22 protein-coding genes, 1 tRNA gene, 3 pseudogenes and 1 riboswitch are annotated in these 23,587 nt (G+C 30.8%); of the genes and pseudogenes, 10 read left to right on the top strand and 16 right to left on the bottom strand.

Features of this window, described 5'->3' with window-relative positions:
* Nucleotides 1-34: 34 nt before the first annotated feature.
* From IPK88_00130 to IPK88_00115, 4 genes and pseudogenes are all read left to right on the top strand, one after another.
* Complete coding sequence (locus IPK88_00130; protein ID MBK8241810.1) at nucleotides 35-244, top strand: hypothetical protein; 210 nt, start codon at nucleotides 35-37, stop codon at nucleotides 242-244.
* A 108-nt stretch (nucleotides 245-352) separates the two neighbouring features.
* Nucleotides 353-450, top strand: a riboswitch (SAM riboswitch).
* A gap of 55 nt (nucleotides 451-505) precedes the next feature.
* Nucleotides 506-1,638 (top strand): annotated as a pseudogene (locus tag IPK88_00125) (methionine adenosyltransferase).
* A gap of 66 nt (nucleotides 1,639-1,704) precedes the next feature.
* Complete coding sequence (locus tag IPK88_00120) at nucleotides 1,705-1,908, top strand: hypothetical protein (protein MBK8241809.1); 204 nt, start codon at nucleotides 1,705-1,707, stop codon at nucleotides 1,906-1,908.
* Nucleotides 1,909-2,304: 396 nt separating this feature from the next.
* The gene (locus tag IPK88_00115; GenBank protein ID MBK8241808.1) at nucleotides 2,305-2,808 is read left to right on the top strand and encodes a hypothetical protein; all 504 of its coding nucleotides are present in this window, start codon (nucleotides 2,305-2,307) and stop codon (nucleotides 2,806-2,808) included.
* A gap of 416 nt (nucleotides 2,809-3,224) precedes the next feature.
* Here the strand turns inward: IPK88_00115 and IPK88_00110 are convergent, their stop codons facing one another.
* The 11 genes from IPK88_00110 to IPK88_00060 form a co-directional block, all read right to left on the bottom strand.
* Entirely contained in the window at nucleotides 3,225-3,515 is a 291-nt protein-coding gene (locus IPK88_00110) for a helix-turn-helix domain-containing protein (protein ID MBK8241807.1), read from the bottom strand.
* Nucleotides 3,516-3,593: 78 nt separating this feature from the next.
* The gene (locus IPK88_00105) at nucleotides 3,594-3,764 is read right to left on the bottom strand and encodes a hypothetical protein (protein MBK8241806.1); all 171 of its coding nucleotides are present in this window, start codon (nucleotides 3,762-3,764) and stop codon (nucleotides 3,594-3,596) included.
* 90 nt (nucleotides 3,765-3,854) lie between these two features.
* The gene (locus IPK88_00100; protein MBK8241805.1) at nucleotides 3,855-4,577 is read right to left on the bottom strand and encodes a hypothetical protein; all 723 of its coding nucleotides are present in this window, start codon (nucleotides 4,575-4,577) and stop codon (nucleotides 3,855-3,857) included.
* A 15-nt stretch (nucleotides 4,578-4,592) separates the two neighbouring features.
* Complete coding sequence (locus IPK88_00095) at nucleotides 4,593-5,948, bottom strand: integrase catalytic domain-containing protein (GenBank protein ID MBK8241804.1); 1,356 nt, start codon at nucleotides 5,946-5,948, stop codon at nucleotides 4,593-4,595.
* Nucleotides 5,949-6,417: 469 nt separating this feature from the next.
* Nucleotides 6,418-7,785, bottom strand: coding sequence for a DNA (cytosine-5-)-methyltransferase (gene dcm / locus IPK88_00090; protein ID MBK8241803.1), 1,368 nt, complete (start codon nucleotides 7,783-7,785; stop codon nucleotides 6,418-6,420).
* 59 nt (nucleotides 7,786-7,844) lie between these two features.
* Entirely contained in the window at nucleotides 7,845-8,792 is a 948-nt protein-coding gene (locus IPK88_00085; GenBank protein ID MBK8241802.1) for a restriction endonuclease, read from the bottom strand.
* Nucleotides 8,793-8,801: 9 nt separating this feature from the next.
* The gene (locus IPK88_00080) at nucleotides 8,802-9,017 is read right to left on the bottom strand and encodes a helix-turn-helix transcriptional regulator (protein ID MBK8241801.1); all 216 of its coding nucleotides are present in this window, start codon (nucleotides 9,015-9,017) and stop codon (nucleotides 8,802-8,804) included.
* Nucleotides 9,018-9,231: 214 nt separating this feature from the next.
* Entirely contained in the window at nucleotides 9,232-11,466 is a 2,235-nt protein-coding gene (locus tag IPK88_00075) for a pentapeptide repeat-containing protein (GenBank protein MBK8241800.1), read from the bottom strand.
* Between the two features lie 6 nt (nucleotides 11,467-11,472).
* The gene (locus IPK88_00070; GenBank protein MBK8241799.1) at nucleotides 11,473-11,652 is read right to left on the bottom strand and encodes a hypothetical protein; all 180 of its coding nucleotides are present in this window, start codon (nucleotides 11,650-11,652) and stop codon (nucleotides 11,473-11,475) included.
* Between the two features lie 638 nt (nucleotides 11,653-12,290).
* On the bottom strand, nucleotides 12,291-12,752 hold the full coding sequence (locus IPK88_00065; protein ID MBK8241798.1) for a hypothetical protein: 462 nt from the start codon (nucleotides 12,750-12,752) through the stop codon (nucleotides 12,291-12,293).
* 61 nt (nucleotides 12,753-12,813) lie between these two features.
* Nucleotides 12,814-13,047 carry a transposase gene (locus IPK88_00060; protein MBK8241797.1) on the bottom strand — a complete coding sequence of 78 codons (234 nt, stop codon included), beginning with the start codon at nucleotides 13,045-13,047 and terminating at the stop codon, nucleotides 12,814-12,816.
* 344 nt (nucleotides 13,048-13,391) lie between these two features.
* On the opposite strand from IPK88_00060, the gene IPK88_00055 reads away from it, so the two are divergent.
* Nucleotides 13,392-13,847, top strand: a complete 456-nt coding sequence (locus tag IPK88_00055; protein MBK8241796.1) for a hypothetical protein — start codon at nucleotides 13,392-13,394, stop codon at nucleotides 13,845-13,847.
* A 151-nt stretch (nucleotides 13,848-13,998) separates the two neighbouring features.
* Nucleotides 13,999-14,637, top strand: a complete 639-nt coding sequence (locus IPK88_00050) for a heavy metal-binding domain-containing protein (GenBank protein ID MBK8241795.1) — start codon at nucleotides 13,999-14,001, stop codon at nucleotides 14,635-14,637.
* A gap of 531 nt (nucleotides 14,638-15,168) precedes the next feature.
* Here the strand turns inward: IPK88_00050 and IPK88_00045 are convergent.
* From IPK88_00045 to IPK88_00025, 5 genes are all read right to left on the bottom strand, one after another.
* Nucleotides 15,169-17,388: a PriCT-2 domain-containing protein gene (locus IPK88_00045; GenBank protein ID MBK8241794.1), complete on the bottom strand. Its 2,220-nt coding sequence runs from the start codon at nucleotides 17,386-17,388 to the stop codon at nucleotides 15,169-15,171.
* Nucleotides 17,389-17,469: 81 nt separating this feature from the next.
* On the bottom strand, nucleotides 17,470-17,766 hold the full coding sequence (locus IPK88_00040; GenBank protein MBK8241793.1) for a helix-turn-helix domain-containing protein: 297 nt from the start codon (nucleotides 17,764-17,766) through the stop codon (nucleotides 17,470-17,472).
* An 84-nt stretch (nucleotides 17,767-17,850) separates the two neighbouring features.
* A complete protein-coding gene (locus IPK88_00035) occupies nucleotides 17,851-18,615 on the bottom strand; it encodes a hypothetical protein (protein ID MBK8241792.1) in 765 nt (254 codons plus the stop codon).
* Between the two features lie 13 nt (nucleotides 18,616-18,628).
* Nucleotides 18,629-19,993: an integrase catalytic domain-containing protein gene (locus IPK88_00030; protein MBK8241791.1), complete on the bottom strand. Its 1,365-nt coding sequence runs from the start codon at nucleotides 19,991-19,993 to the stop codon at nucleotides 18,629-18,631.
* A 173-nt stretch (nucleotides 19,994-20,166) separates the two neighbouring features.
* A tRNA-Cys gene (locus IPK88_00025) sits at nucleotides 20,167-20,237 on the bottom strand.
* Nucleotides 20,238-20,339: 102 nt separating this feature from the next.
* Between IPK88_00025 and IPK88_00020 the strand changes: the two genes are divergently transcribed.
* The 4 genes and pseudogenes from IPK88_00020 (at nucleotide 20,340) to IPK88_00005 (ending at nucleotide 23,467) form a co-directional block, all read left to right on the top strand.
* Complete coding sequence (locus IPK88_00020) at nucleotides 20,340-21,254, top strand: hypothetical protein (GenBank protein ID MBK8241790.1); 915 nt, start codon at nucleotides 20,340-20,342, stop codon at nucleotides 21,252-21,254.
* The gene (locus IPK88_00015; GenBank protein ID MBK8241789.1) at nucleotides 21,179-21,427 is read left to right on the top strand and encodes a hypothetical protein; all 249 of its coding nucleotides are present in this window, start codon (nucleotides 21,179-21,181) and stop codon (nucleotides 21,425-21,427) included. The genes IPK88_00020 and IPK88_00015 overlap by 76 nt, the downstream gene beginning before the upstream one ends.
* A 382-nt stretch (nucleotides 21,428-21,809) precedes the next feature.
* Nucleotides 21,810-23,014, top strand: a pseudogene (lysA, locus tag IPK88_00010) (diaminopimelate decarboxylase).
* Between the two features lie 11 nt (nucleotides 23,015-23,025).
* Nucleotides 23,026-23,467: pseudogene (locus IPK88_00005) on the top strand (SRPBCC domain-containing protein).
* Nucleotides 23,468-23,587 lie beyond the last annotated feature (120 nt).

The following is a 23,587-nucleotide window of genomic DNA, read 5'->3' as shown; positions in this document are numbered from 1 at the left end:
ATGTATTAAAATCAAGAGTATTAAATTAATATAAATGGGGGCAAAAGTATTTATTGTTGATTATGAAAGTCAGGCAAACTATAAAGTATTCTTTTGCAATTATCAAAGTGAAGAAAGAAATCAACAGATAATTCAAGGTGGTGTCTTAGTAAAATATTCTAGTCAATCTGATGTTAAGGTATACATTGTTAAATATTCCAATCAAGCTGATATTCTCATTATGCGGAAAAATTTTCCTAGGTAGAATTTCTAATCAAATTGTTCTAAATGTTAATTAAAATACAAATATATTATTAAATAAAACTTCATCTAAATAATTATTGTTATGAAATAAGTTAGATAGAATAAGTTCTATAAGCATCAAGAACCTTTAAATAGGTACCAACCGCGTTTGGAATACTACGGTGGTAAAGCGATGCGGGCTGTAATAGGTCAAAAGGATTCCAATCCACCTGTTTGTCTCGTTTCATGTTTTGATGCTAAAAAGTTAAAAATTTTTAGTGTTATGAATAATTTTCTTTTTACTAGTGAATCAGTTTCCGAAGGCCATCCAGATAAAGTGGCCGACCAAATTTCAGATGCCATTCTTGATGCCTATCTCGAATTAGATCCGAATGCCAAAGTCGCTTGCGAATGTCTTATTACTACTGGACAATTGGTGATAGCAGGAGAAATATGTAGTACAGCCCATGTAGATGTTGTAGCAGTCGCTAGAGATGTTATTAGACAAATTGGTTATGATGATCCCGTTGTAGGATTTGATTATGCCACTGCAGCTTACATCAATTTGCTACATGAACAGTCTTCTGAGATAAATAACAGTGTATTAGATGGTGGTGCTGGAGATCAAGGACTCATGTTTGGATATGCATGCAAAGAGACCAAAGAACTAATGCCTTTGCCAATTACTTTATCTCATCAATTGATGAGGCGATTAACAGAGATGCGTAAAAGTGGCAATTATAGCTGGATTCGTCCAGATGCCAAATGTCAGGTTACTGTGGCATATAAAATGATATACCAATTGGAATTGAAACCATTGTGTTGTCTACTCAACATATAGAGGAAATCAGTCAAGATGAAATTACACGCATCCTAAAAAGCGAGCTAATTCTTCCTCTCATTCATCAGTATTTCAATGATTCAAATCTTAAAATATTAATCAATCCTTCTGGAAGTTTTACAATAGGTGGTCCACATGGAGATACTGGACTAACTGGTAGAAAGATTATCGTAGATACGTATGGTGGTAGTTGCCCTCATGGAGGCGGTGCATTCAGTGGTAAAGATCCAAGCAAAGTGGACCGCAGTGCTGCTTATGCTGCCCGATATGTAGCCAAGCATATTGTGTCATCTGGACTTGCTGAACGATGTACAGTTCAAATATCATATGCTATTGGACTAGCAGAACCTACTTCGATATATTTGAATACACATGGTACTGGTAGTAAAGCTGATGAATTCATTGCACAACAAATCTCCAAAGTTTTTGATTTACGTCCAGATGGAATTATAAGTGCATTGGATTTAAAGAGACCAATTTATAAAGAAACGGCAGCCTATGGACACTTTGGAAGAAATCAATTTCCTTGGGAAAAATTGGATAAGACTATTATTAAAATTCTTGAAAATATCTAACCCAACAATAAGTTTCCTATGAATAAAGACGATCTAATTTTAATATCAATGTTTTAAATAGCTAAAATGAGTATTTTAAAGAATGGAACCCATTTTGAATTTGTATGGGATATGATTGTCCTGCAACATAAATTGGATCATGTTAATGAACAAAGTGATTATTTTAAAATGGCTATAAAATCTCATAAAGATAATTTAGATGATATGAAATTTCGATATAATCAATTTGTTGATCTCATAAATAATAATACAGAAAGTTACTTTTATTAAAAATCCAAGAACTGGAAGATGAACTTCAATATATAAAACGAAATATAAACCATCTTTTAATATGGCTTTATGGTCTCACTGGACTCAGAAAAAAATTAATTACTACGATGAAATACTTCAACTTAAAACTCAATTCGTTGATAAATTGCAAATATCTGATAATCTTAAATATATATTTCCAAAATTAAATAATGATAATGAAACTGAATGAATTAATTCATGAAGTATTTGCCGCCGTCAGTATGATCCAAATATATTTAAAGCCATATTTATAGTCGGTGGATCAGAAGCAAGTAAATCATATATGATTGACAAACTGGCATTAACTTCATATGGGCTAAAATTAGTGGAAACTGATGCAGCTTTTATTGATGTGTTAAAAAGATAACAGACACATTGAATTTAGCACATATCAACGATGCAGTTGGCATTATAGGTCCAGTCAGTAAAAAGGTAAAGGATATCACCTGTAGATCTTTGGATAGATATATTGAAGGCAGAATGGGTTTAATAATATCTGGGACTGCCTCTGATATATCAACAATCAAGAAACATTATACACAATTAAAGGAAGTTGGTTATGATCAGTATGTGATATTTGTCAACACTAATTTGGAAACTACTTTGAAATGGAACACTGCTAATGCAGCACAAAGTATTCCAGAAGATATTGCCGTCATCAAATGGCATCGACATAGCAGCCAAATGGGAATGTTGTTTAGCGTGTTTGGTAATAAGTATGGCATTATAGATAATTCCGAAGGTGTTGATATCACTAAAAATATACAAAATGCACAGATCACCGTTACTAGGTGGATAAATGCACCGTTAACTTATGTTGCAAAATTATGGATTCAGGAAATGGTGAGTGGTAAAAAAATTGTAAAGGATATTAAGTAAACAACTATATAGGTTTTTCTTCATTATAGTAATTAATATAATTTATAGGAACGGATGAAATTAAGGAAGGTAAAACTTGGAGTATGCATTTGAATTCAACATCTGAAGATATAGTTACGGATGACAAATTACTCAAAATTGAAGAAACCCAAAGGATCTAGAAATGGAAACTTTTACATTGAGACAGTTGGTGGACCCTTTAATTTTGGTAGATTCAATAAGTTAAAAATTGAGCACAATAAAAATCTATTTTAATAATTTATAACTAGAAATAAATTTTGCCCTCAGAACTATTCGTAATTATGATAACGAGTATTTGCATTTTTTCATAATATTCTATTCCTAATTTTATACTGCTTTGAATTTTGTAAAATGCACTGTTTAAAATTTTAATATATTAATAATAGACCCTTGATTCATTTTTGTTGCAATCTTTTAGAGACAATCCTTATCATTGAACTATCAATCTGATCATTTTTAAACATGATACGTCTATTAATCTTATATTTTTTAATATTCCTTGATTGGACCATGCATTGCAGAGTTGTGTTGCTAATTTGCAAAATCGAGCAGACCTCTTTTGCACTTAACCATTCTTTAGTGGTACCGTCGTTCCTTTTGGAATCAACTATAATAGTTTCAAGCCTCTTAACTACTTCATTAATCAGATACTGGAGTTGATCATTCGTTATTAGAGTAATTTCCATAATTTAATATTTGAATCAAATTTATGGCGAATGTGAGTAGGGAAAACATGAGGATTCCCTAAGATTGAAAATTAATTGTTATGGCAATTTGATTTTGTCTATTTCCAATTTAAAATTATCTAAGAATTCTTGTAATTTTTTATCAGCAGATTTAGTCCTAAGTTTAGGGTCTTGTTTGGACGATAATCTTGGTTGTATTGAACCATGAGGTTCATTTATTAGTTTTTCAAGTAGAAATTCCAATCCCATAGAAACATTATTTTTGTCCAAACTTGCTTTAAAAATTCAATTATGCCGAATTGATGTAGTAAATTCAATTTAAATGTTTGTTGAATTTTTCTAAACTTTTCCTGATAATTTTTCATTAGATCTATTCCAATAGTTTACAGGTATTTTTGACAATTCAAAGAAGTATGCAATTAACATTTCTAAATATGGTATCTTATCTTTACTGTTTTCAAACAAATTAATCTCTGCAATTTCTAATTTTAATGCATTTATGTGCTTTGTATGAATTTCAAGGTATTTGGATTCTTCTAAAGGATCATAGCTATTTATTGAAAAGTCATTTCGTAAATCTTGTTCAAGTGAATAGATATATTCTTCAATTATAAGTACTCTATTTCTTTTCTCTTTAAAGTCGGTCCACAGTTTTTTATCATTTGAAGTTAACCAAGGTTTTTGTATTAATTTTTCTTCAAATTTACTGACCAACTCATAGCGATTTTGATTAATTTCTAGTTCACTAGAAATTATCAATTGAAGTACAGAATTATATCCGTAATTTTTTAAACCATTTGGCCTGTATAGCTTATCTAAATAAATTTCTAAGTAAGATGGAAAAACTTTTAAATTCTCATTTTCAATTATATCTTCAATAGTTTCTGTAAAATCTTTTATCTTTCTTTTATTAAATTCATTACAGTCGGAATAATAAAGCTGAAATGATTGCATTTTTAAATTAAGGAGTTCGCTTGTAATGATTTTGTTCGCAAAATTTGTAGAATATACATCTTCTAGTGGAAGTTTAGTCAATTGTTTATATATATCCTGTATTTTCATTTGAATAATTATTGATTATGAATTAAAATAATGATGATTCTCAAGTAATTTCGCATTTTCTTCTTCATCTATCATTATGTATTTCATAAAACTGGATTCAGTTTTATGTCCTGTAAATTTCATAATTGCAAGTGCAGGGATATTATCTTTAAACATTAATGTAGCTCCTGTCCTTCGTGCTGTATGGGATGAAATAAGTTCATACTTAGGATATTCATTAACCTCTGTTATTCCTCCTTTTGTTTTTTTAATTTGAACTAAATTTGTGAATCCTGCTTTTTCTCCTATCTCTTTAATTTTAATGTTAAAGGTTTGTTCTGCTATCTTTGGAAATCCATTTGGATATTTATTCAGAATTGTTTTTAAATTTGGTTTTATAGGGATAATTATTTTTTCTTTGCCTTTTTGTTGAATAAGGATTATTTTGTTGTCATGAATGTTTGTTTCGGTTAATTTACTATAATCACTCCATCTTTGAGCTGTATAACACCCCACCAAAAAGAGATCACGGATTAAGTTCAAGTTGGAATCTATTGGTAGGTCCAAATTATAAAGGCTTTCAAGCTCTTGTTCAGTCAATGCGATATTCATAACTCTTTCAGAAAGTGTTTCAAATCTTCTATCCCTGAATATATTGTTTGTGTGAATATTTTCGTCCATTGACGCTTGGGAAATAACTTTTAATTGCTTAATTAGTCTGCCAATAAAATTTTTACTAAGTTTATTGGTATTGCCAAAAAGCAGAAAATCGTTATAAAACGTAATGGAGAGATCTGTCCATTTTAATTTTTGATTTTTTGAATATTCAAAACTTTTTAACTGTACAAGAAGTCCAGAATAATTTTTAATTGTACCCAAAGTGTATCTATTACCTTTACTTTTTCCAGTTGCAATTGTCCTAGAGCCATTCCTAATTTCATAAATAAATGCAATTAAATAGTCACAAATGAAATTTTTATCAATTTTTTCACCATTAATTTCTTTTTTAAGTTTTTTAGGACTTTCTTTTATTGTGTTCTCAGATTGCTTAATATTAGCATTTAGTCGGTTTTTAAGATCTCGTTCATTTATAGCCTGACTATTGAATTTACAATTACTTAAATATCCATCAACTTCGTTGGTAATATTGTTCAATCTGATTTCAATATTGGTAAGCAATGAATCCAAATTAGGGATCTGGGTTTTATATTCCCTGATTATACCTTTGTCTTTAATTGGTTTCTGATTGATTTTGTCCCACAATTCTGGGTATATTTTGACACCTGTTCCGTATATAAACCTCCCACCATTAAAATGGCTTCTGTATCGGATTGAAGTTTCTTTAGAAGGATCACCATTAGATTTTAATTCAAAGAAATGATTTTGTTTCATGAATAGAATTTATACTCAAATATAATATAAATATCCATTCAGGTGTAGTTTTAGGTGTACAAATTAGTTTATTATCCTTTATAAAGGGTGATAAAGTAAAATGCCTATATTTTCATAAAGCATTGATAATGAGACTAAAATAAAAAATCCCTTTACCATAATTGATAAAGGGAAATACTTTTTGAGGTCGAGAGCGGATTCGAACATATATTGATAATCAATTTATTATAACGTCAATATTTAAAAGGGGACCAATTAGGGGACACTTTTTAAAGAAATATATTAATTACTCACGTATAAATTATTAAAATGAAAAATCAAACAATTGGAATTTAAGAAAGTAAAGACGATTAAAATTTAGAGGCTACAATTTAATGTATGGTACAATTTATATGGCACACTCGTCTTTGTGATTTAATATTACTCTGGACTCAACCTTTACTAAGTTTTTATATGGTGGCGTTACTTGTCATACTTCTAGAAGAGTTCGCTCTTTTTGACTAATTATTGTCATTAGTACTTCAAGTTGGGAATTCATTTTTAAATCTCTTTCTTGTTTTCGCCTTAAAATTCCTCTACACGCTTGAGCACTTAAATAAAACTTTTCAGGCACATTATCAATTTGAACTATATCTTCGATTGTGCTTTCAATTGGAGTGTTTGGAACTGTTGAACTGTTGAGATATAATTTATGATTTATTAAAATTACTTTGTCTAAGAGATACAAGTCTGCACTTAAATTATTGGTTGTCCTTCTGGCTGATTTGTTCCAACAAGTTACTTCTTGATTGTTTTTTTGTTTTAAAAAATTGTCAATTTGGTTTCCAATCCACTTTACAACTGGGACAGCCCAAGAGTTTCCAATTGCTTGAAAACGATTTGTATCACTGTTTCCACTAACGGTTGTATAATTATCAGGAAATCCCATTAATCTTTCGCATTCCAATGGTGTAAATCTTCTAATTCTATCATCTTGTGAAATGTATAATGAGCCGTTGTAGGCTGCTGCATTACCGTTCCATTTAGTTCCGTAAGCTGAATATAGACAATCTGTATATTCTCTAAATATTTCAAACTTTGTTTCCCCCTTGTAAAATACTTTTTTGTCAGGTATTTCATTAGTTTGAATACCATCAGAAAACAGATTAAAAATGGGTCCTTTTGATCTATCTTGTTTTGATGCCTTTAATGTCTTTACAATATTTCGGTTGTCAAATTCAAAAAGCACTTGGTCTGGTCGAAAGTCTTTACCTCCAGCAAGTACATAAAGTCGTTTACGTTGTTGAGCTAAACCGAAATATTTCGCGTCAATAACACGCCAAGCAACATTTCTATTTGGTCCTTCTAAATAACCTGATTTTGTCCACTTACTTACTTTAATTTCATCGTCAAATCCTGCAAGTCCTGCTATAAAATTTCCAAAAGCATTTGTTTTGTCATTCAGTACACCCTCAACATTTTCCCAAAGAACTATTGAACGGTCTTTTTTTTCTTTTGCTCTAATTTCATCAATTGCATTTGCAATTTCGATGAATTTAATTGTGAGTTGTCCTCTTTTGTCTGCTAAACCATTTTTCCACCCTGCAAGAGAAAATGCTTGACATGGTGTGCCACCACAAAACAAATCAGGTGCTTGAACACTACCTCTTAGTATTAAATCAGGAAGTTCCGTCATGTCGCCTAAATTGGGAATATTAGGATAATGATGGTGTAAAACTTTTGATGGAAATTCTGCAATTTCAGAACTCCACAATTGCTCATACCCAAAAGGAGCAAAAGCTAATTGAGAAGCCTCAATTCCTGAACATACACTACCAAAAGTTAATTTACCCCTCATATTCTTTTTCTTATTGGCTATGTTGCAAAGATACTAAATGACAATTATAGTATGCAAATTTATTTCTTGTTAAGACTGATAAATTCATTCAAACTGTCTCTCCATTTTTGAATGTCATACCAACCACAACCAACACAGCCTTTTTCAGCTTCTTTACCAACTCTCGGAAATTCAGTAGACCAATTTTCGTCTCCTTGATAAAAAAAATTCAAACCGTAAAGTTTTCCTCTTTGTCCTGTTTGGAAGCACCTTCTACACACTTCTCGTTTTTGTTGGTTTCTTTGATTATCAACGAGCTGAAACTTTTCCTTGATTTGAGCTTCGTTCATTTCTTCGGGATTTTCTGCTCTTGTTTCTTCGTCCCATCTAATTTCTGGGAATTTGTGGTCGGGCAATAAGCCATGCTTATTTGATGTACTTAATTCATAAACATTAACAGCTTCCATAACTGCAATTGCTCTTGCTTTGAAAGTTTGCGACATAACTTCATAACCTGTTACACCGCCTTTAGGCAATGGAACTAATTGTAAATGTGTATCAGTTATATATTTGCCTTTTACTCTTCTTCTTGTGTCAGTTGCAAGTGTATATCCGAATTCTTTTATGTCTTGAATTCTTCTTGCAAAATTTCTATTCGCTGGTAAATCATATTGTACGCTATTCCATTCAAGATTTAAAAGTTTATCAAAAAATCCTTTAGTAGTTTCTTTACCACTCATTTCATCGCTCCATCTCTTTTTCTCAATTGCTACAAATTTATCAACAGCATTTTTTGAAAATAATGGATAGACATTATTGAGATAATCAACTAAATCTTCGGGAGTTTCAATAAATAAGCCTGTCCGTCTGTAGAAATATGGTATTGAGCCTTTCCATAAATATCCATCTGGTTGCAAAATAGTTACATCAATATATTTTTCAGATGCTTTTGAATGTTCTCTAAATGCTTTAACTATTATGTTCTTGTTGTTAAGTAATTCATTAAATGCGACAATTGAAATTTCCATTTATTGCTACTATTTTAAAAGGTCTTCAATTTTAACCTCTAAAGCTTTAGCAATTTTCTCCATATTAATAAGAGTAATATTTTTTTCAGCTCGTTCAATCATACCAATATAAGTTCTGTGAAGGTCGGCACGATGCGCCAACTCTTCTTGAGAAATATCAAGTTTACGCCTGCATTTTCTGACGTTTTCTCCAAATAAATTTAGTATGTCGTGTTCTGAAATCATTGCTAACTAAAGTCTGCACAAAGCTAACTTTAGTATACAACGTGTACCACAGACTATAATTAGCATTTTATGTTAACGATATCTTGTCAAAATGTGTTTTTGTCGCTCGATTATTAGGAGTTGTGTCGTCCGCTAAGCTTGCATGTACATTAGGCAATGGTGATGAACGACCGTTAGGGAGTCTACCCGCAAGTGCATAGTTAGGCGACTTTTTTTAGTTTATAGTTTCATTTTTTATTTCAGATTGACCATCTATATCATATGTTTTTTTTGACCTACAAATAGAATTATTAATTGCAAAGTTTCTAATTATTGAGCTTTTGAAATCGAAGGTGTCAAAAAAACATTCTTTTAAATAAATGTTATCTACATCTGTTCTATTTATTTTGATTTGCCTTAGATCACAATTTGCAAATTCTAAACTCAATTTTTTTGAGGAAAATTTATTTTCAGAACGGAAGGTAATATCTTGTACTAAACACCTGTTAAATAGGATTTTAAGCTCATCGAAATCATCAATAATTAAGTGTTTAATGACACAAGAATTGAATTTAAAGTCACCTTTTATTCCATTAAATTCAGATTTTTCAATTTCTGAAAGATAGAATTCAGAATTGTAAAAGTTGGCGTAATTAAATCTTGTCTCTACAATTTTGTTTTGTATAAATTTTACATTTTTAAAGTTTGAATTATCAAAGTTGAATCCTTTTAAATTTATTCTTCTAATTTCAATATCTATAAGACTACATTCTTTAAAAAACCTTTTCACTAAGTATAAAATCCTACTATCAATTAGTTTTATTGAACTAGTGTACCAAATTAATCTTTTTACAAAGTAATTAACGAATTGTGTATTAGGTTTATTTAAGTTCAAGTAAATTATACTTAAAAGTATATCGCAATTTACTTTGTAAAATGTCATTGCATTTAAATGTTTCTCTTCTTCAAAATTTATAAAATATCCCTTTTGAATCATTGCTTCTAATTGAGTAGGAATATTAGTTAGATTTTCGTCTGACTTCAATTTTTGAAGAAGCATCTCAATTATAATAGCATTTAGAGGAATATTACAATGCTCTAAAAAATTGTTATAAAAAACATCTAAATCCTTTAGTAAAAAGTCGCTAAATATTTCGTAATACTTTTCTGCGATAAAAAAGAAAAGAATATTGTTATCCTTAAATTTTAATTGCTTTAAATAAAATTCAAAGAAATAGCAGTTTAGTAAGTTATATTTTAAAGGAGCTTCTTGTTCTTTGGAAATTGCTGAAATTGAAATGAAATGTTCAATTTCAGTTTTCAATGTTACCTCAATTTCATTTTCAGAAATACTAAATAATTGTATATTTGTATCTATGAATTCATTTTCAGGATTTAATTCATATTGATTGAGATAATTATGACGTAAAATACTAAATGAAATCTTTTTCAAAATTCCCCTATATTCATCTTGTATTTGTGATGGAATTTGTTTTGAACCTTTTTTTGTTTCAAGGTCAAATTTTCCCTTAACTGTTTTATTTACAAAGTCAGAATATAAATTATAAATATCATAAATGTCATAATTTATTTCTTTTATATTGTTTATAAAGTGTTCGCAAAATAAAAATAACATTAATGGATTATGAAGAGCACTTTGTAGACCTTTTTTCCAACGTTTAATTTCAGAATATTCAAAAGATAAATATTTGTGTTCGATTTTTTCTTTAAACCAAAAATAATTTTCTATCCATTCTTTTATATGTGTCTTTGAAAAAGATTTTATAGTAATGACTCCAAATGAAAATATATCTAAGTCAAATAATATAGTAGCATACATTGAAATTGACTTTTTAACATCATTCTGAAATAATCTTGTTGTAATTAGTAATTTATGATTGCTTTTTAAGTTTTTGGCAAATAAAGTAACAAGTTCACTAGCTTTCGTTCCCGTTGCTGAATTAACATTATTAAGTTCATCTATTGAGTCAATAATTATTAATGTCGGTTTATCTTCTAAATCATATTCATCCTCTAAGTCTCTACCTTCTACATAAATACTGAGTTCCGTAGAATCAAGATATAAAACTTTACAATTCTCTCTTAAATCGAAATTTATTTTTTTTGATAATATAGATTTTCCAACTCCATATCCACCAATAATAAACGTAATTTTTCTTTCAATAATGTATTTTAAAAGTTCTTCATTTTCATTTACTTCAACAATATTCTCCTCAGTTATATCTATAATGTCAATAAAATCTGAATTTGGAAAAATAAAAAGGTCATTAATGTGATACGCTGAATTTGGAAACACATTAAAGTGATTTTTTTTTCCCGATTTATCAAATCTGGAAACTGATTTTATGTTTTGATATATTTTGTTAGTTATAGATTTATCAATATTTCCACCAGCAATATCACCACCACCTGTATTAATATTTGATTGTTCTACCTTGTTATTATCCATAAAATATCATTTTATATCTCTTCCAGCAATATCACCACCACCTGTTTTAATTCTTTTTTGATTTACAATATTTTCTGAATTGTCTTTAATTTTATTTTTTATCTTAATAACTTGACTTGCTAAAAATATAGCAATTAACAAACTCAATATTGAGCAAATACTACCAATTAAATTTAATATTTCCATAATTAATTTTTTTAAATTTTTAAGTTTATTGTGGTTCCAAAAATGTCGCCTCACTTAGCGCTTTACATATCTTTTTTGAAAAGGTGCGTTTATTTCCTACAAATCTAATCTGTCTAATGGACTCTTTAGCTTGTTTTTACTAACATCAGTCAGATATATTTAGATCTCAGTTTTCTTAATTGAACTATGACCCAAAAGTACTTGAATTTGTCTCAAATCTATTTCCTGATCCAATAAATGCCTTGTCTCGTCTTTAATGAGATAAATTATATGATTGCCATAGTGTGTGAACCGTAGCATAAGGATTTACTTTTGAAGCCTCGACTGCATTCCAAATTATCTCTTGAATGCTCCTCTTACTTTGCCTTCCTCCATACTGACTATGAAACGACCAATATTCAAGATTGTAAATATCGCTATTTTCAATTAATCACCAATTAATTTTTAAAATATTATATTAATCTAAGTCTTGTATGTCTTTTAAAGTCTAAACAACGATCTAATTTAAATCAAAAGTTCTATAAACTCATGAGTGGTCCAGTTATGATTTCTTATCAATTCCAAAGGATCCACCTAAACTGTAAGACTAAATCAAATTATTCAATTTATTAATATGATGGTTGACTTTTTATCGATAATCATTCAGGCGTTCTTCCTAATGAATCATAATCAGGTATTTCATCATCACCATCTTTAATAATTGGCATGACTGATAATTTTTGAATGTGTACCAATAGATTTTCTTGTGCTTTGTCAGTTATATTTTGCATCTCTAGTTGTCTATTTTTATAATTTTCATCCATTTCAATAATAATTTTTATGGCCCATTCCTTCCCTAATGTAGCTTCTTTTATAATTATATTTGCAATAGCTTCATAATTTGGAGATTTAACTATGGCTTTATTGAACTTTACTTTAATTTCATTTCCATTGTCATCAAAAAGTAGAATATCACTTGAGTCAATGTATTGTTCGCTTTCATAAAGTTTATCTAATACAGCATTTCTTAACAATCCCCTTTTGCGCTTCGATTCTGCACCTTTAGCTTGTGCAAATGCTGCATTTTCAGAGGATATTAGGACCCTTTTTTCTAAGTTCATTAATGAATTTTTGTTTATACTTTTCTTTCTCATATCATCGTAAATTCATCGTTAAATAATTTTATTTTCCATGATTAATAAAGTCTTGATATTTTACTCTTGTTGTAATATTGTTCAAAATTAAGATAAATTTATCATTTGTAGATTGTTTTCTTGTATTGTATCTAAGTGAGTATTCATTTACATATTTTTGAAGATGTTCTTCGCTTACCAAGTGAGAAATACCATCCACTCCTCTTTTTAAATGACTCCAAAAGTTTTCAACTCCATTTGTAAATGCCATCAAATCTTGCATCTTCAAAACATTGAGACCTTGCCTAACATTTATAATAAGTCTGCAAATCATGAGTGAAGGCCTATCCTTATTGTGGTGAAGATGTTATAAGGATAATAGGTATGTTTATTCCTATGCTTGAGCTAATTGGCCGTAATTTTGATATTCTTGTGGATAAAGCGAAGTATTATATTGATTTGAGTATATCTTTGTTGCAATTTAAATACAATAGATTACAAAGAGACTGGAAAAATAATATGCCATTCATGGAATGAGTTATATAAGGACTATGATCTTGATCAAATAGATGTGTTTAATATATTTTACATTAAGAAAAATATTGATAGATAAATTAAATTTTAAGTATGAAATTGGGATATAAAATAATATTAGTGCTTGTTCTTTTTTGGATTATTGGCAAGAATTGTAACAGCAATGATGATTATGACTACTCAAAATATAACACTGAGGCAAAGTCAACTCCATATAGCAGCAACAATGCAACTGAATACTCAAACAATAGCGTCAATTCGATTTCAAATTCTGATCCATATTATGTGCTTCATGTCGCTTTTGAAGGCCGTCCAGATGAAGAAGACATTAAGAAATTACTAGAAAGCGTAATGAGTTCACATGATTTTGCAATCACAAACGACAATATATTAAAAGCTGGAAATATGTTGGTTTCACTAAGACAAAAAAGTCCGATTAAAATCACGGAAATGGAAATTCTAAAGCATATGTTTCAGAATAACGTACAAAGCTTTGATTTAGCGCAACAAGCAGCATATTCAGCAACCATACTCTCAACAACCAAATAACATTTAATGAAACTGCGCAAGGTCATTTTCTCACTATTGGATTCTATTTTATCTGGAAATAAATGAAGATCTTAAAACCCTAAAATTAGATAATTTTAATCTTAAAATCAAGGTAACTTCAAAATTAATTTATAACTTTTAAATTTTTGTCATGTCCTATATTGATAATTGTCCTAACTGTGGATCCTCCTTGAAGGGAATTTTTGGAAGTAAACTACTAAGTAAATCTAAAATTGATTTAATAAATAGCTACATGAAGTTACAAAATGAATACTATTGTACAAGTTGTTCAAAATCAGATTTAAAGTTTATTGCCTCAGAACTTAAAAAAGACAAAACCACCTTTGAAGCAAGGATAAAACAAATAATCTTTAATATTCCTGTATTGACTTGTCCAGCTCCAATATCATGGCAATATGAAGTTTTAGGAATGGTCAGTACTCAAAACTCTACTGGTACTGGATTTTTAACTGATTTATCCAGAGGATTCAATGATTTTTTTGGCGCTGGATCAAAATCAACCAACAATAAAATTTCGGCAGCAACGGCCTTATGTAAAACTGATTTGAGAATTCAATGTGTGAAATTTGGAGGCAATGCAATAATATCAACAGATATTGATTTTAATGAAATTGGCGCTGGAAGTGCTAATATGTTAATGGTTTGTATGGCTGGAACTGCTATAAATGTTACAGATTACAATAACTTTAATGCTCAAAGTAGGGATAAAATAAAGGAGATTATAGAATTAACTGATAAACTTGTAATGATTGAAGAAATAGACCTTTAGTACTCAATCAATGGTCCAACCAAAAGAATCATTTGCTTATAAAGTCCTCGTCATCAACTGCCTTAGATTTGCTCTTTTCAATGCTTAATAAATGCGAAATCACTTGAATGCCTGTCTGAATGGTTATTTAGGTAAGTAGGTAAGTAAAGGTAAGTACCTTATTTTTTTGCTTACCTGTTTGCAACTTACTGATTATCTGTATATTATATGTATTTAGGTAAGTAGGCAAGTAACTTTTTAAATATAATAGTAAAAGAAATAGAGTATATATATAATGCTGCCATATATTATTTTTTTATTCTAGGGGTTTGAAATACTTTTATTTTATGCTACCTACCTACCTTTTGACTGTAAATAATTGATTATTAATAACTTATGCAAGGTAAGGTGTTTTTTTTACCTTACCTTTTACTTACTAGGTAAGTAAAAGGAGATGTAAAAGCTTATAAATGGTTTAGGTTAATTAAAAAGGCCATACTACAAATTAGTATGGCCTTTGCTTTTGGTCACTGCCTGTGCCTCCTGTGACCTTTAAGATGTAACCCAAGAAGGCAATTCTCCGTATGCTCCACCGCTGGGTGAATCTGTTCCATCATTTTTTAGGACCATATATCCATAGATTTTTCGGTCTTTAGGTTTTACCCTTATGAATCCTGAACGTCTTAACTCCATTCCTAGACGTTTGATATATAGTTTCTGCTCGGAATGCTTTTCAATATGATCTTTTATTTCTGTAGTGCTTATAAAAATTCCTGTATCAATTGATTCGCTGGGTTTGTAAAATTTATGTAGCATCTCAAATTCAATTGTCGATTCATAATGTTTTTCGAATGTCGCTTCATTCATGATTTCCTTTTCTTCTTTATTTATTTTTGAAGTCAATCCAGATTTCCACAAAAAATAAGCTTCTGCAATTATTTGTTCCTTGTCAACAGAATTATATAAATCGAAATTATTTACCCCTATTATATTGAATATTACATATCTTCTATTTCCTGTAGGGTCATTTAAAAGTTCCTCATCATTACTTGTACCACATAATAATGCAATTCTCTTGTAGTCCATATTTTTCATACCATATGGAGCCCTCAACGAAAACGTGTTACTACTTAACATTAATTTCATTTTCTTTGAATCCTGTTTTGATTTTCCTGCAAACTCATCATCGAAGATCATAAGTTTTTGAGTCATTAATAATTTATCATCTTTGCCCTCGTCTAATTGTGATTCAGAAAAATATCTCATTAATGGTTGCGGCAATAGCTGTCTAAAAAATTCTGTCTTACCTGAATCCTGAACACCGCTAAGTACCATCATCAGATCACATTTTTTTCCATAAACTGATTCCATCATTCCAACAATCCAATGTTTGAACATTGCCACCCTCCATTTTAAATCTGCTGTGTCGGAGTTTAAAGATTGTACAACTTTTTCGATATTTGATTCACCATTATATTTTAGTGATTCTATGTATTCTTTTATCGGATTGTATTCAGGAATATTCCTAGAGTTAATTAAACGAAATAAATTTTCAAATGTAATCTTAGGAAATAATTTCTTGCACTCAAAAAATAAACTATTCACATCAGGTGCATCCTGTTCCACGCCTTTGTTCTCTATGAACTTTGTAATCTCATTTCTTTTAATGTCGTGACTTGTTTGCAAGTATAATAAAACTTCATCGTATAAATCCGAATCATCATCCGCATCTTTGACAAGTAGAGGATTAAAATTGCTTGATTCATAAACAGACTTAACAATTTCTTGAATGTCGGCAATATCCATTTCAGTATCTAAAAATGATACTAAATTTTTTACTGCTGTTTCTTGATCCAGTGTATCACGTTTATAGTAAAATGCTTTTTTTGCAATTGCCTGAGCTTCTTTAGATACACTTTCATAACCATGCAACTTTGCATAATAATAAAATGTACCTATCCCAATTGATTTGTCTTTATTCTTTAAACAGTTCTCATATTGATGTGCAATATTTTTATCTAAATTCTTTTTTGATACTGACCAAAATTGCGAAATGTGTTCGAAATATTTTAATCCTTCTGATCCGTATGTGTTTGCAAATGCTTGTCCAATTTTAAACCAATCAGAATATGTTGGAGCAATATCTGTATTGATCGAATATAATAATTTTTCAAAGTTTGTTTGAATATGCAAATAGCCAGTAACTTTTGGTTGTTTTTTTGGCTTAATAATATATTCCTTAAACTTTAAAGAACTTGGATTGTGAATCAAATAAGGATCATAAGTAATAAATCTAGGTCTACTTAAATCTTTACAAGCTGGATCAATTATTATTTGATATTTAGTAAAATAATATTGTTGCAATCCCTCGAATGCATCTTCATGTTTTTTTGGATCTATTTTTACAAGTAAACATAAACCATTTCCACTTGCAGAAACAAAACCTGCAAAAGTATAATCATCAGCAAATAGAAAAGATTTAATATCATCCATTTCGCTTGGATCAATCTTATCAATGTCGATTGATATCAATCCTGAATGTTTGCTTAATCCTGAATTTTTTCGTTCATCAAATACACCGCACGGTGTAAAGTATGACAATTTCTTTTTTGCTGCTTCTCTTGCTTCCTTTGTTGTGGCTTGACGAACCATTCCAACATCAATTTGCCATTCACCATATTTAATTTGATTCAATATCTGATCAATAGAAATTCTTTTGCCGTTTTTAGTTTCTTTGATAGATTTAAAAAAACTCACATCCATTGCACTCATAAAATTATGTTTTTAATAAAGTTATAAGTCCTGAACTTTGAGGATTTGCCTTAAAGGTTTGTTCAAATGGCTTTATAGGTCTCATATGCGCTTCCTTTTAGTCTCCATACGTTGCAATGATCCCATGATTTCATCATGCCTAAATCGAACTCGGTCTCCAATGGAATGTTTTTGGATGATGCCTTTTTTTGACCAATCATGAAGGGTCGTATGACTAATTTTTAGCAGTATACATACCTCTTTGGCGGTAAGCCATTCTTTTGATGCTACTTCCTTAGTATGGGAATCCTTGATTAAGGACTCGACCTTTAGGACCATATTATCAAAGTAGGTTTGAAGTTGGTCCGTTGTTAATGTTAGTACGATAACTTGTGACATAATTTTTATTTAAATTATACACAAGATTAGGGCAGTTGGGATCGGGGGAACTTGTGGGAATCCCCATATTCTAAAAATCCTTATTTAATTAATCTTTATTTTATCAATTGTTAATTTGAATTTTTCAAGAAATTCATCAGTTTTCGCATTGGCATAATCAGTTCTAAGTTTAACATCATCTTTTTTGGCTAATCTTGGCCTTATGCTTTCTGGGTTTTCATTAATAATTTTAGCTATTAAAATTTCCATACCTGCCTCCTTAATATTATTAAGGTCCCAGACTTTTCTTAGATGATCAATAATCCCGAATTGATGAAGTAAATTAAGTTTTAAAGTTTGTTCACCTCTGATACTTGGTGTTGCTTTTTCATAGTCCTCTATTTCTTTTGAAGTGTTGTTTAGGGTTAATGATTGTAATAAAAGGTTTAATAATTCTATTTCTGGGTTTTCTTCAAACTCATTATTCTTAAAATCTAAATGAGCCCTCCTACTTTCCATTTTTATATCAATGATTTTCTTTTGAATATGAACCTTTTTATCTTCAATACTATCTATTTTTAATATTTCATTTTCTGTCTCTTCAAAAATTCTAGTTGCCTCATAACTAGCCACTAAATCCCAGCCAGCTTTTCTAAGTTTAATATCTTCTAATCTAGGCAAATTGAAGTAATCATTAATTGCAGCATATAGCAGGCAAAATCCTTTATCACGGGATTTTAAGGATCTATATTCTCTTGATGTTTTTAATTCTTCTAAACTAATAAATTGGTAATAGATATTCTTATAATCATCAGAAGTCATTTTTACTTCAGGATCTCTGATTTCTTCATTATCTTTGTTTTCTTCCATATCGTTATCACTCCTATTTAAAAAACTGATTTTCTGCCATTATTTCGGCCGCTTCCTCTTTGGTAATACATATGTATTTCATGAAGTTACTCTCCGAGGTATGACCTGTTATTTTCATAATTTGTATAGGGTCAATCTTTGCAAGGTACATTTGTGTTGCTCCTGTTCTTCGGCCTGTGTGGGTAGTCAATAGGTCATGCTTTGGAGTAGTCAGGATCTTTGTTTTTCCTCCTGTGGTTTCCCGTTGTTCTATTTGTGTACATATTCCTGCTCTTTTAGCAATTTCCTTTATAAGTCGGTTTACCGTTTGTTCTTCTATCTTAGGAGGTTTGAAATTGTATTTTTCAAGGATTGAAAATGCCTCAGATTTCAAAGGAATTATTACTTTCTCTTTGGTTTTCTGGGTTATGATATTTAATTTGAATCCAGTATTTGTACTTTGGATATGGCCTTTATTTATTCGTTTCAAATCGCTAAACCTTAAGGCGGTGTAACATCCCAAAAGAAAAATATCTCTTGCTTTCTCCCATGTCTCATTTATAAATTGGTCAAGGTTTTCGAGATATGCCAATTCATCCAAAGTCAAGTATATGTTATCTACTTTGGCTGTGAGGGTCTTAAAATATGGTTTTCTGAACTCAGTATTTTGATGAATGCTGTCATCTAAGGCGGCCTGAGCAATGACTTTGAATGATTTAATTATCTTTCCAGATGTATTTTTTTTATAGTCTTTGTTATTGAGATATTGATTTAGGTCATCATAGAATTGTTTATTCATTTGGGTCCACTTGAATCTAATCCCTATTTCCTTTTCGAATTCATCCCAAGTAACTTGAAAATTCCTATATGTCTTTATTGTACCATCTGAATATCTCTCTTTGATATTCTTGCCTGTTTGAATGGTCCTTTTTCCATTGGTAATGTCCTTTACAAATTGATTAGTAAAATCTAAAATGTAGTTTAAATCAAAATTAATTCCATTCCCTTGCTTTTTCCCTTGTTTTGGACCGTTGTCTATGGTCCTATTTGATTTCAGAAGGTTGTCTTCTAATTGTTTAATAAGAGCCTGTTTATCTATAGGTGCTCGATTATTAATGCAAGTCTGTAAATAAGATTCGGCCTCTTGTTTGAAATTGAAGATCCTAGCATTAATATTTTTAAATGTGTTGTTTAAAGAGGGATATTCTTTCTTCCATTTATTGATAAGTTCTTTTGATTCAGTAGGCCTTTGGGTATCAATATCCCATAATTCATGATGAATGGAATATCCTATTCCCTTTCTAAGTCGCTTTCCATTTATAAAAATCTGGTAATTTATTGGTGTGGGATCGCTTGACTTGCTGTCCTTCAAATAGAAATTATGTTTTATCTCAGTCATTTGAACGCTAATATATAAAGAATTATAAAGGGGACACTATAGGGGACGGAATTTCTTTACTATAATTGTCTTCTCCTTATAAGAAGTTATAAGTAAATTGACATAAAACATTGAATATCAGTATAAAATAAAAATCCCCTTATTAGTTAAAATAAGGGGAAATTTGATACTTGAGGTCGAGAGCGGATTCGAACCGCTGTAGCAGCTTTTGCAGAGCTGAGCCTAGCCACTCGGCCACCCGACCCTGAATTGGAGTGCAAATATAGAAATATGTAGGTATTCATCACTAAATCCTTAAAAGTTTTTGTCGGTTTCATAGCTTTGAGTTGCATTTTGCACTTATAATATGACTGAAAAACAATGTATTGAGGCTGTTGGACATCATGAAATAGTCGTTAAATCACCCGGTAGGATTAATTTAATTGGGGAACATACGGACTATAACCAGGGCCTTTGCCTGCCTGCAGCAATAGACAGGGCCGTTTTTATTGGCCTTTCAAAGTCTGAAACGACTCAGATTAATGCTCTGGATGTTCACAACTCGTGGACTGAGTCCAGTTCAGTTAAGCTGGATTGGCTGGTTTATTTTAAGGGTGTCATAGACTTGTTGAAACAAAGAGGGATTCAAATACCTCCATTTAGCCTCGATTTTACCTCAACTTTACCTTCGGGAGCAGGTTTGTCTTCTTCATCTGCCATTTGTTGTGGTTTTTTATTTGGGTTAAACGAACTGTTCAATTGGAACTTTTCAACTGCAGAAATGACTCAAATGTCTGTTAGGGCTGAACAAGCTTCAGGACTAATGGGCGGAATGATGGACCAGATTTCAATTTTCAATGGCAAAAAAGATCATGCCCTACTCATTCATTGTGACACTTGGGAATTCGAATACATTAATGCACAACTTAATGATATGGTGTGGCTTATAGTCGACACTAAAGTGAAACACAAATTAGTCGATACCGATTATAATTCCAGAAGTTCAGCCTGTGCTACAATAACTTCAAAACTTCAGAAATATATACCTAATCTTAAGGCTATCAGTGGGCTTAATATTGGTCAATTAAATACCTCTTTGCCACACTTAACTCCCACCGAACTGGATTATTTGTCTTATGTTCTAGAAGAAAATGAGCGTGTTAAATCATTCGCGCTAGGCTTAAAAGACCATAATATCCACGATTTATCCAGCTTACTTTTTCAGGCCACGAGGGGTTACGATATAAATATAGCGTCAGTTGTCCAGAACTGGATTTTTTGATAGATTTTGCAAAATCCAATCCCATAAATCATGGTGCCAGAATGATGGGAGGAGGATTTGGGGGTAGTACATTACATTTGCTCCAATCCAGTGATGTTCAAAATATTCAAATGAAATTGGAAAAGCTTATTATGATCAATTTGGTTTCTTACCCGATATTTTTGAAGCTGTAATTGATGATGGAATTCATTTAGTATAATTAACCGAACATAATTATTGTCCCCTCGTTTACCAAATTATATTTTGTCAAATCACTTTAGTAGGATTGCGATATAACTCAAAACAAAAATGCCTAGCTCGAAGGCGAAAAAATTATTTACTTTTACATGAAATTAGAAGCTAGCAATTGAATAGGAATTGACCTTATAACCAACATCAAACTTGTTGCGATTTATAAATTTTGAAAGGCAATTCTTAAATTTTAGAATTCTAATGTTTACAACTCAATTGACAGCAAATACAATTATTGTTGGCATGGAGTCCGTAACCTAAAACCTAGCATGACAATATATTTATTTTATAGATTAAAATTTTAAGGATTAATGAAATTAGAAAATGGTGTTTTTAGGGTTCAGGAATAGATGTTTTAGAATTAGTCAAAACATATCAAACACCCCTTATGTATACGATAGTGAAATTATTAAACGACAATTGGATCGCTTGAAGCACGCTTAATGTACCTGAACTTGGCATACACTTCGCTTGCAAAGCATTGAATAATATTAATATTTTGAGATTATTGAAATCCTGGGGCGCAGGTTTAGATACTGTATCTATCCAAGAGATTTGGACCGAATTCATGCAGGTTTTGATCCCAGTGAAATTATTTATACACCCAATTGTGTAGGTCCTGACGAGATCGAAATGGCCATCAGTCTTGGGGTCCAAATCAACATTGATCATATAGAAACCCTTGAATACATTGGTCAGCATTATCCGGATACTAAAATTTGTATTCGGATTAATCCCCATGTTATGGCCGGAAATGATAAAATTAGTGTGGGGCACATTGACTCTAAGTTTGGAATTTCTATTTATCAAATGCCTTTAGTAGAACGACTGGTCAAGGCTTTAAAATTAAATATTAATGGGCTTCATATGCATACCGGATCAGATATTTTAGACCCTGGTGTGTTTGGATTGGCGTCAGATATTTTGTTTGATGTTGCCCGAAAATTTTCAGATCTGGAGTTTATTGATTTTGGTAGTGGTTTAAAAGTACCTTATAAAGAAGATGATGTATGCACAGATGTTGAAGAAATCGGTGAAATGTTATCTCTGAAATTTAATCAATTTTGTAGTGAATACGGCCGTAAATTGAAATTATTTTTTGAGCCCGGCAAATATTTGGTTTCTGAATCCGGCTTTTTTTTAGTCAAAACGAATGTCATCAAACAAACTCCATCCACGGTTTTTGCGGGTGTTGATTCAGGTTTGAATCATTTGATAAGACCGATGTTTTATGGATCTTATCACCATATCCTTAATATATCCAATCCGGCTGGAAAACCACGAGTTTATAATGTGGTCGGTTATATCTGTGAAACAGATACCTTCGCCAGTAATCGGGTTATTCGGAAATTCATCCGGGCGATATATTATGTTTTGAAAATGCCGGAGCCTACTGCTTTACGATGAGTTCCAATTATAATTCCAGATTTAAACCCGCAGAAGTTTTGGTACATAATGGAGCACATCATCTCGTTCGCAATCGGGATACCATTGATGATTTATTGCGCAACCAAATACAAGTTATATAATCATAAAAACTATGAATCCATTAGTTGTAACAAATCAAATATTTATTCATGCACCAATTGAATCCGTATGGGATACTTTGGTGAATCCTCAAAAAAACTAAAATATATATGTTTGGTTGTGAGACTATTTCTGATTGGAACATTGGTAGCGCTTTACTTTGGGAGGGCGAACATGAAGGAAATAAAATGGTCTTTGTCAAAGGATATATTTTAGACCTGCAATATCCCAATAAATTAATTTATTCTGTGATTGACCCTTTTGCAAAAATGGAAGATATTCCACAAAACTATTTAAGGGTTACTTATGATCTTAGATCTATAGATGAACATACTGAATTAACAGTATCTCAGGATGGTTTTGAACACGCAGCTGATGGACAAAAAAGGTATAAAGATGTATACAATGATGGCAAAGGTTGGGAACCGATTCTTATCGAAATAAAAAATTGGTAGAGCACTCAAAATAATTCGTGCTCACAAAATAATGAATAACTCCCTAAAAGCATCAGAACTCATACTCAATCCAGATGGATCCATTTACCATTTGAATTTGTTGCCAGAAGATATAGCTCC

This window comes from Candidatus Defluviibacterium haderslevense, from assembly GCA_016712225.1.
Lineage (GTDB): Bacteria > Bacteroidota > Bacteroidia > Chitinophagales > Saprospiraceae > Vicinibacter > Vicinibacter haderslevensis.
The sequence above is the reverse complement of the archived record's forward strand: the minus strand, read 5'-3'. Positions and strand labels throughout refer to the sequence as shown.